General features: G+C 71.0%; 14 protein-coding genes. 6 read left to right on the top strand and 8 right to left on the bottom strand.

The genetic code is table 11. The annotated features are described in order from the left end of the window. Positions 1 to 22: 22 nt before the first annotated feature. The 6 genes from ABN273_RS13990 to ABN273_RS13965 all read right to left on the bottom strand — a co-directional run bounded on the left by ABN273_RS13990 (position 23) and on the right by ABN273_RS13965 (position 4,027). Positions 23 to 373 carry a YybH family protein gene (locus ABN273_RS13990; protein ID WP_349449175.1) on the bottom strand — a complete coding sequence of 117 codons (351 nt, stop codon included), beginning with the start codon at positions 371 to 373 and terminating at the stop codon, positions 23 to 25. A gap of 2 nt (positions 374 to 375) precedes the next feature. Continuing rightward, positions 376 to 693, bottom strand: a complete 318-nt coding sequence (locus ABN273_RS13985) for a DUF3140 domain-containing protein (protein WP_349449174.1) — start codon at positions 691 to 693, stop codon at positions 376 to 378. 213 nt (positions 694 to 906) lie between these two features. Next, positions 907 to 1,710: an alpha/beta fold hydrolase gene (locus ABN273_RS13980; RefSeq protein ID WP_349449173.1), complete on the bottom strand. Its 804-nt coding sequence runs from the start codon at positions 1,708 to 1,710 to the stop codon at positions 907 to 909. Between the two features lie 334 nt (positions 1,711 to 2,044). Further along, on the bottom strand, positions 2,045 to 3,064 hold the full coding sequence (locus ABN273_RS13975) for a LacI family DNA-binding transcriptional regulator (protein WP_349449172.1): 1,020 nt from the start codon (positions 3,062 to 3,064) through the stop codon (positions 2,045 to 2,047). Positions 3,065 to 3,132: 68 nt separating this feature from the next. Next, entirely contained in the window at positions 3,133 to 3,402 is a 270-nt protein-coding gene (locus tag ABN273_RS13970) for a sulfurtransferase TusA family protein (protein WP_349449171.1), read from the bottom strand. Between the two features lie 22 nt (positions 3,403 to 3,424). Next, positions 3,425 to 4,027, bottom strand: coding sequence for a TetR/AcrR family transcriptional regulator (locus tag ABN273_RS13965; protein ID WP_349449170.1), 603 nt, complete (start codon positions 4,025 to 4,027; stop codon positions 3,425 to 3,427). A 65-nt stretch (positions 4,028 to 4,092) separates the two neighbouring features. Between ABN273_RS13965 and ABN273_RS13960 the strand changes: the two genes are divergently transcribed. Then, the gene (locus tag ABN273_RS13960) at positions 4,093 to 5,340 is read left to right on the top strand and encodes an FAD-dependent oxidoreductase (protein ID WP_349449169.1); all 1,248 of its coding nucleotides are present in this window, start codon (positions 4,093 to 4,095) and stop codon (positions 5,338 to 5,340) included. A 135-nt stretch (positions 5,341 to 5,475) separates the two neighbouring features. Continuing rightward, a complete protein-coding gene (locus ABN273_RS13955) occupies positions 5,476 to 8,313 on the top strand; it encodes an AfsR/SARP family transcriptional regulator (RefSeq protein WP_349449168.1) in 2,838 nt (945 codons plus the stop codon). 30 nt (positions 8,314 to 8,343) lie between these two features. On the opposite strand, the gene ABN273_RS13950 is transcribed toward ABN273_RS13955, so the two are convergent. Both ABN273_RS13950 and ABN273_RS13945 read right to left on the bottom strand, forming a co-directional pair. Beyond that, positions 8,344 to 9,228 (bottom strand): phosphotransferase enzyme family protein, encoded by an 885-nt coding sequence (locus ABN273_RS13950; protein ID WP_349449167.1) that lies wholly within the window; start codon positions 9,226 to 9,228, stop codon positions 8,344 to 8,346. A 9-nt stretch (positions 9,229 to 9,237) separates the two neighbouring features. Then, the gene (locus ABN273_RS13945; protein WP_349449166.1) at positions 9,238 to 9,459 is read right to left on the bottom strand and encodes a hypothetical protein; all 222 of its coding nucleotides are present in this window, start codon (positions 9,457 to 9,459) and stop codon (positions 9,238 to 9,240) included. Between the two features lie 52 nt (positions 9,460 to 9,511). Between ABN273_RS13945 and ABN273_RS13940 the strand changes: the two genes are divergently transcribed. The 4 genes from ABN273_RS13940 to ABN273_RS13925 all read left to right on the top strand — a co-directional run bounded on the left by ABN273_RS13940 (position 9,512) and on the right by ABN273_RS13925 (position 13,413). Then, entirely contained in the window at positions 9,512 to 10,648 is a 1,137-nt protein-coding gene (locus ABN273_RS13940; RefSeq protein ID WP_349449165.1) for a sensor histidine kinase, read from the top strand. Next, a complete protein-coding gene (locus tag ABN273_RS13935; protein ID WP_349449164.1) occupies positions 10,645 to 11,313 on the top strand; it encodes a response regulator in 669 nt (222 codons plus the stop codon). The genes ABN273_RS13940 and ABN273_RS13935 overlap by 4 nt, the downstream gene beginning before the upstream one ends. A gap of 96 nt (positions 11,314 to 11,409) precedes the next feature. After that, on the top strand, positions 11,410 to 12,663 hold the full coding sequence (locus ABN273_RS13930; RefSeq protein ID WP_349449163.1) for a cytochrome ubiquinol oxidase subunit I: 1,254 nt from the start codon (positions 11,410 to 11,412) through the stop codon (positions 12,661 to 12,663). A 9-nt stretch (positions 12,664 to 12,672) separates the two neighbouring features. Next, positions 12,673 to 13,413 (top strand): cytochrome d ubiquinol oxidase subunit II, encoded by a 741-nt coding sequence (locus ABN273_RS13925; protein ID WP_349449162.1) that lies wholly within the window; start codon positions 12,673 to 12,675, stop codon positions 13,411 to 13,413. Positions 13,414 to 13,513 lie beyond the last annotated feature (100 nt).

The raw sequence follows: 13,513 nt of genomic DNA, 5'->3' as shown, positions 1-13,513 counted from the left end.
GAAGACGGTTCGGCCCATTGCATCATTTGACGTCCTGTCGCATCCACCATTCGGTGAATTCCCGGCATCGGCCGTCGGGTACGAACCTGATCACCCACAGGTTACTGTACGTTTTGTCCGGATATGTGGTGACCCCCTGGATAACGCTCACTTCATCGGTCACGGACACCGGCTGCCACTCGAACATGGCTTCACCTGGTTTGTCCTGCCGCCCCAGCCACTGCGAGACGATCTCGTCGCGCCCCTCCCAGGGCGGGTTGTGCGGCTCGGTGTAGTAAAGGGCGTCCTCGGTGAAGAGGGCGGAGATCTCGTCGGGATCGTTCGAGTTCCAGGCTCGTACGTAGCCCTCGACCCACGGGCGCGGCTCGACCATGCCTACCCTCTCAGCGGATCGTGGCCCACGGACATGAGCTCGCGCCGCGACTCGTCGTCCGTCCGGTCGCCCAGGTTCTCGACCAGGTTCACGACCTGCCGCATCACATCGATGTCGGCCTTGGTGAGGTCGCCCTTCCGCTTGCCCAGGACGTGCAGCACGCCACGCCCCAGCTCGTCGATGCCCAGATCGGGGTCGGACGGGAAACCGTCCTCGTCCGAGGCGTCGGCCAGCAGGTGCACGCGCAGCTCCTCGGAGTTCATGTTCACCAGCCGATGGAACTCGTCCCACAGCATGTCGGTGTCAAAGCCCTCAGTCATGGTGGCCGCATACCCGCCGAACACTGCGTTACGCGCCTGTTTCCGGCAGGACAGGGCTTACGCTGGGCAAACGTCCTCACCTTCCGCCGATCCCGTCGGCGAGCCTGGCGATCGTGTCGGCGACGCGCCGCTGCGCACCACATGCCGCCGAATCCACACTATGGCGATGACGTAACCAGAGTCACATCATGCACCTTCATGTGTGCAGCACACTCAAACACCAACAGCCAAGAACCCCGCCAGCACGGGCGCCAGCGCCGCCGGCTTGACGATGTGGGTCTGACCTTCGAGCGTACGGTGCTCGGCGTCGGGCAGGAGCTCGGCCAGCGACCTGGCGGCGTTGCGGATCCACGTCTGGCTCTTGCCGCCGTCCATGACGAGCGTGGGCACCTTCACCGAGGCCCAGCTCGACGCCGGGTACGGGGTGCCGTGCTCGTAAGGGACCACGAACGCCGCGTCGTACGGGATCGTGTGCGCCACGGCCTTCAGTTTGGACCAGGCCGGCATGAACCGCATCATGGCCACGATCACCGCCGGGAGGCCGACGCCCTTGCGCATGAAGTAGCGGACGGCGTCGGCGCTGCGGCCCTCGGCCACCAGCTCGTCGAGCCGGCGCTGGTAGTCGTCGGGGATGGGCGGCCTGCTGCCGTCCACGATGAACGGCGGCTCGTAGAGCGCGAGCCTCTCGACCGGCACCCCGCTCTCGACGGCCGCCAGCGCCACGGCGGCGCCCGACGACGTGCCGTACAGGCGCACCCCGCCGCCGGCCTCCGCGACCAGCGCGGCCAGGTCCTCGATCTCGCGCTCCGGGGCGAACGGCTTGGTGTCGCCGCTCTCGCCGCGACCGCGCCGGTCATAGGTGTAGACCGTGAAGCTCGTGGCCAGTGCGGTGGCGAGGTCGGTGTTGATGCTCTGCCCGCGATAGCTCATCGCGCCGTCCACGAGGATGACCGCGGGGCCCTGGCCTGCGCGGGTGTACGCGATTGAGGTGCCGTCCGCCGAGATGACCTTGCCCATGATGTCCTCCCTTTTCCTGGGATGACAGTAGTTGCCGACAAAAAAATTTGTCAAGACTGAATTCGAGGGTCTGGTCACGGTTCGTGTGATTTCCGATCTCGTTTAGGTATAGGCGTACTCAGGCGTTCTGCCCCGAACTCCGTCATGGTGGAGCCGCCTCTGCGCGGGGGACGCGGGGGCGGCTCCACGGAACGTGCCGCGAAGGAGGGGACGGCACGTGCCGCGGGTCGGGACCGGCGGTCTGCCAGCCGCCTGGCTCCCGAACCCGCGGCACGCGCCGCAACGCACCACGCGCGCCCGCATGGCGCGGACCGCGCGGGGGGAACCTGAAGGTCTACATGCCGGAGTGAGGAGCGGGGCCGGTGCTGCCGCGCGGCGTGAGGACGGCCGCCTGGTCCTCGAAGGGGGGCACGCTCTCGCCCGCGATCAGCGCGAGCAGCCGTTGGGCGGCGTGCGCCCCGTACGCGGGGATGTCGCGGGTGAGCGCCGTCAGCGGCGGCCGGACGACCTGGGCGAGCGGCGAGTCGTCCCAGGCGACGATGGACAGGTCGCGCGGCACCTCCACCCGCATCTCCTGGGCGACGGACATGCCTGCCACAGCCATGATGTCGTTGTCGTAGACGATCGCCGTGGGCCGGTGGGGGGAGCTGAGCAGCCGCCTGGTGGCCCTGGCGCCCTCCTCGCCGGTGTAGTCGGTGTGCACGGTGATGTGTTCGGCCACGCCCTCGCACGCCTGGGCGAACGCCTGGTCGCGTACGGTCGTGTGCACCAGCTCGGGCAGCCCGGCCACCCGCGCGATGCGGCGGTGGCCCAGCGCCACCAGGTAGCCGACGGTCTCGCGCACCGCCTCACCGTCATCGGACCAGACGGCCGACAGCGAGCCCGACTCCGAGGGGTGGCCGATGACCACGACCGGCATGCCGAGCTGCTCCAGCTCACCCACCCGGGTGTCCGAATAGTGGAGATCGACGAGGAACACGCCGTCGATCCGGCTCTCGCCCCACCAGCGCCGGTAGATCTCGCTCTCCTGCTCGTGGCTCGTGACGACCTGGAGCAGCAGCGCGTACGAGCGGTCGGCGAGCACGCCCTCGATGCCGCTGATCAGCTCCATGAAGAACGGCTCGACGCCCAGGATGCGCGCGGGACGGCAGAGCGCGAGGCCGACACAGTTGGCCCTGGCGCCGTTGAGTGCGCGCGCCGCGCTGTTGGGCCGCCAGCCGATCTCCTCGGCGATGGCCACGATCCTGGCCCGTGTCGCGGCCGACACCCCCGGCTGCCCGTTGAGCGCGTAGGAGACCGCCACCTTTGACACCCCGGCCCGGCTGGCGATGTCGGCGATCGTGGGTCGCTTCACGGTCTCCCCTTCTGAACCGGATAACCCTCATACTCTAGGCCACCCCTTCCGGTAAGGGAATTAACCGCTTAAGTCACGTGCCACGGCTTGGCTTCCTCGGTCTCGTTGGCCTGGCCGGCCACGCGCAGCGCGTACGTGGGCCGCCGCGCCCCCGGCACGGGCCCGAGGTATGTGTGCCCGGTCAGGTGGCACCAGGCGGGCAGGTCGACCGGCGCGGCGGGATCGGCGGCGATCAGGTGGATCACGGCTCCGGGACCGGCCGTGCGCACGTGCCCGCGCAGCTCGATGAGCAGCTGCACGCAGAGCTTGTCGCCGCCGTCCACCACTAGATCAGGCATACACCCAGGAAACCACCAAACTTCACGAACCGGGGACGTTCCCCAGGTGGCCCACGAGCTTCTCGATCTCCCGCGCGTAGTGCTCGGCGAACTCCGGCGAGGCCGGGTCCAGGTCCCAGACGGCCCAGACGAGCTGCGGGAAGGAGATGCCCGCCGCCGCCATGGAGAACAGCGCCACCAGCATCGCCGCCGGGTCGAGGTCCGCGGGGAACTCCCCGTCCCGCTGGCGCTGCCGCAGGTGCTCGAGCTCCCTGCGTACGTCCTCGACGAACGCGGGGTCGGGCCGGGCGTCGTCGGCGAGGCCCTCCCAGAGCATCAGCCTGCCGTAGTCGCGGCGCTCGGCGTTGCCCCGCACGTATCCGGCGGCCAGCGCGCCGAGCGAGGACGAGCGGTCGGCGAACGCGCTCTCCTCGGCCTGCCAGCGCGTGGTCAGGGCCTGGTGCAGGCCCTCCTTGCCGCCGAAGTAGTAGGAGATCAGCTGCTTGTTGACCCCGGCCCGGGCGGCGATCTCGCTGACCCGTGCCCCAGCGAACCCCTTGGCCGCGAACTCCTCCAGCGCGGCCTGCAGGATGCGGGCCTTCGTGCGCTCGGGGTCGCGCTGCTTCTCCTCCGGTGCTCGTCTCATGCGGCGGACTTTATCATCCATCCGGATGGTTGACAGAATCATCCAAGCGGATGATAGTTGCTGCCATGACCCAGAACATCGCGATCATCGGTGCCGGCATCGGCGGGCTCTGCCTGGCCCAGGGGCTGCGCAAGGCGGGCCTCGACGTGACCGTCTACGAGCGGGACAGGACCCCGGCGGACCGGCTGCAGGGCTACCGCGTGCACATCGACCCGGACGGCGCCCGCGCGCTGCACGACTGCCTGCCCCCGCATCTGTGGCGGGCCTTCCTCGACACGACCGGCCACAGCGGCCAGGACTTCGGCTTCCTCACCGAGCGGCTGGAGCTCCTCACGCTGCTCGAGACGCCCGAGGCGGCCGACCCTGCCGACGACCATCACTCGGTCAGCCGCATCACGCTCAGGCAGGTGCTGCTGTCCGGGCTGGACGACGTGGTGCGGTTCGGCAAGTCGTACGAGAGGTACGAGCGGCTCCCCGACGGGCGGGTCGAGCTGTTCTTCGCGGACGGCACCAGCGAGACCGCGGACATCGTGGTCGGCGCGGACGGCGGGAACTCGCGGGTGCGCAGGCAGTACCTGCCGCACGCCGAGCGGGTGGAGACCGGGATCACGACGGTGGCCGGCAAGTTCCCGCTCACCGAAGAGACCAGGAAGCTGGTGGCGCCGCGGCTGACGGACGGGCCGAACAACGTCATCCCGCCGAAGGGCATGGGGCTGTTCACCGCGCCGCACGATCTGAACGGCGAGGTCGCGTACGGCGGGATCGGGGTGACTGAGCAGGAGGGCGCGCTGATGGACAACACCAGCAGCTACATACTGTGGGCGTTCGGCGCGAGCGGCTCCCGCTTCCCCGCCGACATTTCCGAAATGTCGGGCGAGCGGCTCAAGGCCACCGTGGCGCGGATGATCGAATCCTGGGACCCCGATCTGCGCAGGCTGGTCGACATGTCGCACCCCGACACGGTCACCCTGCTGCCGATCCGTACCTCCGTCCCGATCGCCCCCTGGCAGGCCACGAACATCACCCTGCTCGGCGACGCCATCCACAGCATGACGCCGATGCGCGGCATCGGCGCGAACACCGCGCTCCGCGACGCCCGCCTGCTCTGCCAGGCCCTCACCGGTGGCGGCTCGATCGAGGCCATCGCGGACTACGAGGCCCAGATGCGCGAGTACGGCTTCGCCGCGGTCCGCGACTCGCTGCGAGCGGCCGAGCAGTTCGTCGGCGACAGCCGGGTGGCGCGGGCAGGGTTCAAGACCTTCCTCCGGCTGGCGCGGCGCTTCCCCTCGCTGAAGGCCAAGGCGTTCTCCTGACCCGCCTGTCTCGGAGTGCCCCCGTGCCTCGGCCCTTGCGGACGTCCCCTCTCCCCTCCGGGGGACCCCGGCCGGAGTGCGGAGGAAAGCGGAGCGCGGTCGTAATGTGGAGTCGGCGTACGCGGGGAGGGTGGGGTGCGGGTCGGGATCCTGGGGCCGCTTCAGGTGGCGGGATGCGAGGTCGGCGGTGCCCGGGTGCGGGCGCTGCTGGTGCGGCTGGCGCTGGACCCCGGCCGCGTCGTGACCGCCGACCGGCTGATCGACGACCTGTGGCCGGACGAGCCGCCCGTCCATCCCATGGCGGCGCTGCAGTCGCTGGTGTCCAGGGCACGCAGGGAAGCACCCGGCCTGATCACGTCCCACCCCGCCGGATACGTGCTCGACGTGCCGCCGGACGAGGTGGACGCGTGGGCGTTCGAGCGGCTCGTACGGGCCGGTGACGTGCACGGGGCGCTGGCGTTGTGGCGGGGCGCGGCGCTGGCGGACGCGTACGAGCTGCCCTTCGCCGAGGCCCCGGCGGCCCGCCTGGCGGAGCTGCGCCTCACCGCCCTGGCCACGAGGATCGCCGGCGACCTCACCGCCGGCAGCGGGACCGAGCTGGTGGCCGAGCTGGAGGGGCTGGTCGCCGCTCATCCGTTACACGAGCCGTTCCACGCCCTGCTCATCCGCGCGCTGACCGCGAATGGGCGGCGGGCGGAGGCGCTCGACGTCTTCGAACGGACAAGAGCCGCCCTGGCCGTGGAGCTGGGCGTCGATCCCGGACCCGAGCTGCGCGAAGCCCACCTGGAAGCGCTTAAGGACGCCGAGCCGAAGAGCAATCTGCCCGCCCGGCTCACGAGCTTCGTGGGCCGATCCGAGGACATCTCCCGGCTGAACGGGCTGCTCGACAGGGCCAGGCTGGTCACGCTCGCCGGCCCCGGCGGGGCGGGGAAGACCCGGCTGGCCGTGGAGGTGGCCGCGAAACTGACGGTGCCGGACGGCGTGTGGCTGGTCGAGCTGGCCGCCGCCACCGACGTGCGGGCCGCCGTGGAGAGCGTGCTCAGAACGACCGACCTCGCCAGAGCCCTGCGCGGCACCGCGCCCCTGATCGTGCTGGACAACTGCGAGCACGTGATCGAGGACGCCGCCCGGACCGCGCAGTGGCTGCTGTCCGAGGCAGCGGAGCTGAGGATCCTCGCCACCAGCAGGGAGCCGCTCGACATCCCGGGCGAGGCGCTGCACCAGGTCCTGCCGCTGCCGGAGGAGAAGGCGGCCGAGCTGTTCGTGGACCGGGCCGCCGCCGCCAGGCCCGACCTCCGGCTGAGGCGGCAGGAGGCCGCGCGGATCTGCCGCGAGCTCGACGGCATCCCGCTGGCCATCGAGCTGGCCGCCGCGCGCCTGCGTACGATGCCGGTGTCGGTGCTGGTCGAGCAGCTCGGCGACCGGCTGGCCTTCCGCGGCGGCCGCACGTCGGAGCCCCGTCACCGCACGCTGCGCGCGGTCATCGACTGGAGCTGGAACCTGCTCTCCGAGCGTGAGCGCGAGCTGCTCCGCGGCCTGACGGTGTTCTCGGGCGGCGCCACGTACGAGGCGATCTCCCAGGTCTGCGGCGGCGACCTGGACCTGCTCTCCTCGCTGGTGGACAAGTCGCTCATCGCGGTCTCGGGCGAGCGCTACACGATGCTGGAGACCATCAGGCAGTACGCCGCCGCCGACCTCCCCGCGCTCCGCCAGGCCCACGCCCGCTACTACACCGGGCTGGCCGAGACCGCCGACCCTCACCTGCGGACCGGCGAGCAGCTCAAGTGGCTGGCCGTGCTGGATGCCGAGCAGGGCAACCTGGACGCGGCGCTGCGCCACTCCGACGACCCGCTCAGGCTGATCCTGCCGCGGTTCTGGCCGTGGATCATACGTGGCAGGCATCGCGAGATCGGCGAGCAGGCCACGTCGGTGCTGCGCAGGGTGGGCGACGAGCCGCCGCCTGGCCGGGAGCTGGCGCACGGGATCTGCCAGGTGCTGTCGGGGGGCCCGCCGACCGAGGCGGTGCTCGGGTCCGACCACCCCGCCGCCCTGAACTCGTGGGCGCTGGCCGGGGTCGGCACGCCCGCCGACGTGGTGCAGCTCACCGAGCGGCAGGCGGCACAGCTGCGCGACCACCCCGACCTGTGGACCAGGTCGGCTGCGCTGCTGGGCGCGGGCATCGTGCGGTTCGAGTACGGGGCGGTGGCCGGAGCCGAGGACCTGCTGGAGCCGGCGGTCGACGGGTTCAGGGCCGTCGGGGACCGGTGGGGGCAGTGGGCGGGGCTCTTCTGGCTGTCGCTGGTCGCGGAGAACCGCGGGGACTTCGCCGCCGCGGTCGCCCTGGCCGAGGAGCCGGAGCGGCTGGCCACCGAGCTCTCCGGGCTCGACACGCCGCTCGGGCCGATGACGTTCCTGGTCCGCGTCGGTCAGCTCAAGGCACGCGCGGGCGATCACGCCGGAGCGGCCCGCGCCCTGGAACGGGCCTGGGAGTCGGCCGTACGGTCGGAGGACCGGGCGATCGTCGCCAGGGTGATGCACGCCAGGGCCGAGCTGGCCAGGCGCACCGGCGACCTGGACGGGGCCGCCCGGCTGCTGGAGGCGGCGCTGGCGCTCGACGTCGAGCTGTCGGCCCAGCTCAGGGCGTACATGAACGTCGAGCTCGCCCGGGTGCGCGAGCCCCGCGAGCCGCTGCGCCGGGCGCTGGAGCTGATGGCCACGTGCTCCGACAGGACCGCGCGGGCGACCGTGCTGGAGGGTGTGGCCGAGCACCTGGAGCCGGTGGCGGCGGCCGAGCTGCTCGGCGCCGCCCGGGCGTTGCGCGGGATCGACGAGTCCGCCGATCCCCATGTCAACGAGCTGGCGGGCAAGTGCCTGGCCGCGCTGGGCAAGGACGGCTACCGCGCGGCGTCGGCGAGGGGCGCGGCGATGCCGAACCCCGAGAGGTACGCGTTGAGGCCGCTCTCCTCCCCGTGATAGCCGATGTAGTCGACGCCCCTGCGGCTTTCAGGGGCGCAGCCGATGGAACAGCGCCACGCGGGCGTGGTGGTATTCGAGGTCCTCCTCGTCGTGCCGCATCCCCGCGCGCACCGCCTTGTGGAAGTAGGCGTACTCCCTGCGGAGCTTGTGCCTGATGAGCTGGGCCAGCGCCGCCTCGTCCAGCTCTCCGGCGGTGCCGCCCGCCTCGTGGTACGCGTCCACGAACTCCTTGCTCGGCCCGAGCTCGTCATCGCCCCATTCGAGCGCCGCCGCGGCCAGCTCCACCTCGGGGGCGCCGACGAACGCCTCGTCCCAGTCGAGCACGGCCACGATGTCGCCGTCCCTGGCCAGCGTGTTGCCGGTGTAGTAGTCGCCGTGGAGCGGGTGGCGCAGCGGGTGCCGGGCGTGGAACTCCGCCAGCCAGCGGTCCAGCGCGGGATCGTCAAGGTCGAGTGCGTCCTGGGGCGGATCGCCGTAGAGACCGGACTCCTGGAAGGCGGGTACGGGGCGCGGGGCCGGGCGGAACGTGGCCAGCGACTCGTGCAGCCTGGCCAGCAGCCGTGCCCCCGCCGCGCGCTGCGCGGGAACGTCGGAGTCGGGCCAGTCGCCCGCCACGTACGGCCAGCAGGAGATCGGGCGGCCCGCCACCGTGATGACCGTCGCCCCGTCAGCGGTGGGAACAGGTGCGACGGCCTCGGGGAGAGTGGTGGCGGCGTGCAGGGCTGTCGTGTGGCACCACTCGGACTCGACGGCGGCACGCCCCGCGGGGCCGACGCGGACGACGTGGCCGTCCAGCCGGTAGGCGGCGGACTCTTCGCCGCCGTGCAGGCGCTCGCCTTCGCCCGTGAACCCCCACGTCACGGCCACGGCCTCGCGGATCTCGGGGGTCAGCGGGGTGTTCGTGTAGATCACCCTGCCAACCTACGTGACGCCTTCTTGCTGGAGGCGCTGGAGCAGCACGTCCCGGCGGCGCTCGAGCTGGGCGATCAGCTCTTCCTGCTCGTCCGCCTGACTGATCACGGCCGAGATCTCCATCTGGTCGGTCGCGCCGAAGTCCCGGATCTGGTTGCGCACATCCTTGTTCTCGGCCTTCAACCGGGCCAGATCCTCTTCGATCTGCCGGAGTTCGTCCTTTGTGGTCATTTACCTGCTCTACCCAGATGCGTCCCGCCGATTACCCCCCACAATGGGAGGCATGCGCAGGCTGTCCACCAGCACGATCGTGTCACTCGTCGTGATCGCGGCCACGCTGGCCGGCACGGCCCTCATCTTCGCGACGCGGGGCGACAAGCAGACCAACATCCTCGACTGGCTACTGCCGGCCATCGCCTGCTGCGTGGTCCTGCTACGGGAGCGCTATCCCGTCGGCACACTGATCGTGGTGATGGTGAGCGTCTCTGCGTACTACCGGTATGCGGGGCTCGACGGGCCGCTCGGCGTCCTGCCGTTCGTCAACCTCTACACCGCTGCTGACCGAGGTCACCTCAGCGCGGCCATCGCCGTCGGAGCGGCGTCACTGCTGGGCATGGGGCTGGGAGAGCTCGGCGGTGTCAGGCACGTGGAGAACACCCTGTTCCTCATGATCACCGGCTGGGAGGTGGCGGCGATCGCGTTCGGCAGCGTCACCCGCAGCCGCCGCCTCTATTTGCGGGCGGTCGAGCAGCGTGCGCTCGAGGCCGAGCACAGCAAGGAAGAGGAGGCCAGGCGCCGGGCGAGCGAGGAGCGGCTGCGGATCGCGCGCGAGCTGCACGACGTGCTCGGGCACAACATCTCCATGATCAACGTGCAGGCCGCGGCGGCGCTGCACGGGTTGAAGAAGCGGCCGGAGGACGCCGAGACGGCGCTGCGGACGATCAAGGACACCAGCAAGGAGACGCTGCGCGAGTTGCGGACCACCCTGGGCGTTTTGCGCCAGGTGGACGAGGACGCGCCGACCTCGCCCCCCGACAGCCTGGCGCGGCTGGACGCGCTGGTCGCGGCTTCGGGGCTGGAGGTGCGTACGGAGTTGTCAGGACCGCTCGACGCCGTGCCGGCGGAGGTGGACCTGGCCGCCGCCCGGATCATCAGCGAGTCACTGACCAACGTCTCCCGCCATTCCGGCACGACGCAGGCTACGCTCACGATCAACAACGCGTCCGGAAATATCGTGATCTGCGTGGAGGATGATGGGCCGGGCGCCACGTACGACGAAGGCAGCGGCTTCGGCCTGCAGGGCATGCGCGAGCGCGCCACCGCGCTCGGTGGCACCCTGGAGGCCGGCCCCCGCGCCGAGGGCGGCTTCCGCGTGGTCGCCCGCCTGCCACTGAACCTGCCATCGAACGGGGCCGGATGATCCGCGTACTGCTCGCCGACGACCAGACCCTGGTACGGGCCGGATTCCGGTCCATACTCAGCGACGAGGACGACTTCGAGGTCGTCGCCGAGGCCGCCAACGGCGCGGCGGCCGTGGCCGCGGCCCGCGAGCACCGGCCCGACGTGGTGCTCATGGACATCCGCATGCCGGAGCTCGACGGCCTGGAGGCCACCCGCCAGATCACCGGCGATCCGCGGCTCGAGGGCGTCAAGGTCATCATCCTGACCACGTTCGACCTGGACGACTACGTGTACGTCGCGCTGCGCGCCGGCGCGAGCGGCTTCCTGGTCAAGGACACCGAGCCGGCCGAGCTGATCCACGCGGTCAGGGTCGTGGCCAGGGGCGACGCGCTGATCGCCCCGTCGATCACGCGGCGGCTGATCGCCGAGTTCGCGGGCCGGGTCAAGCGCCCAGAGCCAGGCCCGGAGCTGAACGCGCTCACCGAGCGCGAGCGCGAGGTCATGACGCTGGTGGCCGGCGGCCTGTCGAACGACGAGATCGCGGCCCGGCTCGTGCTCAGCCCCGCGACGGCGAAGACGCACGTCAGCCGCATCATGACCAAGCTGTCGGTACGTGACAGGGCGCAGCTCGTGATCATCGCGTACGAGGCCGGCATGATCGTCCCGGGCTGGGTTACACCCTGAGTCGTACGCCTGCCGATCTCATGCGACCAGAGATGTACGGCAGGTTGCCGCCCGGGCATGACGCGGCGGGTGGAGCCGTACCGGGAATCTCGGACCATGGACACCGTGGACCTGGCCCGCCTGCAGTTCGCGCTCACGGCGGGCGCGCACTTCCTCTTCGTGGCGCTGACGCTCGGCCTGGCGACGCTGGTCGCCGCGATCCAGACCTGGGCCACCTTCAGCGGCAATCCCGTGCACCTGCGGATGACGCGGTTCTGGGGCCAGCTCTACATCATCAACTACGCGATGGGCATCGTCACCGGGCTGGTGATGGAGTTCCAGCTCGGGCTGTCGTGGAGCGGCCTCACGGAGTACGCGGGCAACGTCTTCGGGTCAGCGCTGGCGATCGAGACGCTGGTGGCGTTCTTCGTCGAGTCCACGTTCCTGGGCCTGTGGATCTTCGGCTGGGACCGGCTGAACCGGTGGGTGCACCTGGCGCTGATCTGGGTCGTGACGCTGACCGCGTACGCGTCGGCATTCTGGATCATGGTCGCGAACGGCTTCCTGCAGCACCCGGCCGGCCACGTGGTGGACGGCGGCGTGCTGCGGCTGGCGGACTTCGGGGCGATGGTGGCCAACCCGGCGGGACTGTCGGCGTTCGGCCACGTCATGGGCGGCGCGATGATCACCGGCGGGTTCTTCATGGCCGGGGTGAGCGCGTACCACCTGCGTAAGCGCACCGCCGAGCAGGACTTCTTCCGCAAGTCACTGCGGATCGGGATCGGGATGGCGGTGCCCGCGCTGTTCGTCACCGCGGCGTTCGGCGGGCTCGGGTTCGACACCCTGCAACCGTCCAAGGCGGCGGCGTGGTCCGGCTCGGCCGCGGAGCGGGCCGCGATCCAGGCGCAGATGGAGGCCGCCCACGGAGCCGGCGACTACCTACCGCCGGTGGACACCGTGCAAGCCGCAGGCATCACCATGCTGATGCTCTGGATGGTGATGACGGTGGTCGCGTCGCTGAGCGCCCTGCTCGTGCTCTTCCGCCCGGCCGTGCGCGGGTTCAGGCTGTGGCACTGGCTGCTGACCCTGACGATCCCGGTCCCGTTCGTGACCATGCTGGCCGGCTGGGTCTTCCGCGAGGTGGGGCGCCAGCCGTGGGCCGTGTACGGGTTGCTGAAGACGGCCGACGCGATGTCACCGGTGTCCGCGGCCCAGATGCGCTTCTCCATCACCGCCTTCGCCACGGTGTTCGCCGTGCTGATCGCGATCAACTACTGGCTGCTGGCCAGGCACGCCCGCCGCGGGCCCGCCGCCGCGGCACTGGGCGCCACCGCTGCCACCCCCGCCCCCGCCCCCGCCCTTTCCCTCTGAGGAGCCATCATGGAGATCTTCATCCTGGCCTTCTTCGCGCTCGGCTACCTCGTGCTGGCCGGGGCCGACATCGGGGTCGGCATGGCGCTGCCGTACCTGGGCAGGTCGGCGGACGAGCGGCGGGAGGTGATCGCCGCCATCGCGCCCTTCTTCCTGGGCAACGAGGTCTGGCTGGTGGCCACGGCGGGGGTGCTCGCCGGGCTGTTCCCCGAGCTGGAGGGCACGCTGCTGAGCGGCAACTACACGCTGGTCGTGACGCTGCTCCTGGCGTGGATCGTCCGCGACATGGGCCTGTGGCTGCGTGGACGGGTGCCGGGGGCGCGGTGGGAGGCGTTCTGGGACGGCGCGATCGTGGCCGGGAGCTGGGGGCTGGCGCTGAGCTGGGGTGCGCTGCTCAGCCATGTGCTGCTCGGCGTCCGCGCCCCGATCGCCGTGCTGTCCGCCCTGGTGGTGGCCGCCCTGTTCGCCACGCACGGGCTGGCCTTCGCGGCGCTGCGGCTGCGCGGAACCCTCCGGGAGCGGGCCGCCGTGCTGTCGGGCGGTGCGGGCGAGGCCCGCACCTACGCGCTGACGGCCGCCACGCTCCTGGCGGTGGGCGTGCTGGCGGGGCTCCGGCTGCCGCTGCACCCCGGCACGTCCGGCTCCGTGCTGGTGCCGGTCATCCTGGCGCTGATCCCGCTGCTGGTGGCCGCCCAGGGCTGGGTGTGGTGGACGTTCAGGCACCGGGTCACGGGACCTTCCTACCTTTGACTCCTACGCGGTGATGAACTCCCGGATCAGCTTCGTGACCTCGGCCGGCCGCTCGTGCAGGACGACGTGGCCGCTGTCCAGCTCGGCGTACTCGCTGTCT

The organism is Nonomuraea sp. B19D2 (genome assembly GCF_040137845.1).
Taxonomy (GTDB): Bacteria; Actinomycetota; Actinomycetes; order Streptosporangiales; family Streptosporangiaceae; genus Nonomuraea.
This window is presented reverse-complemented; position numbering and strand designations above follow the sequence as displayed.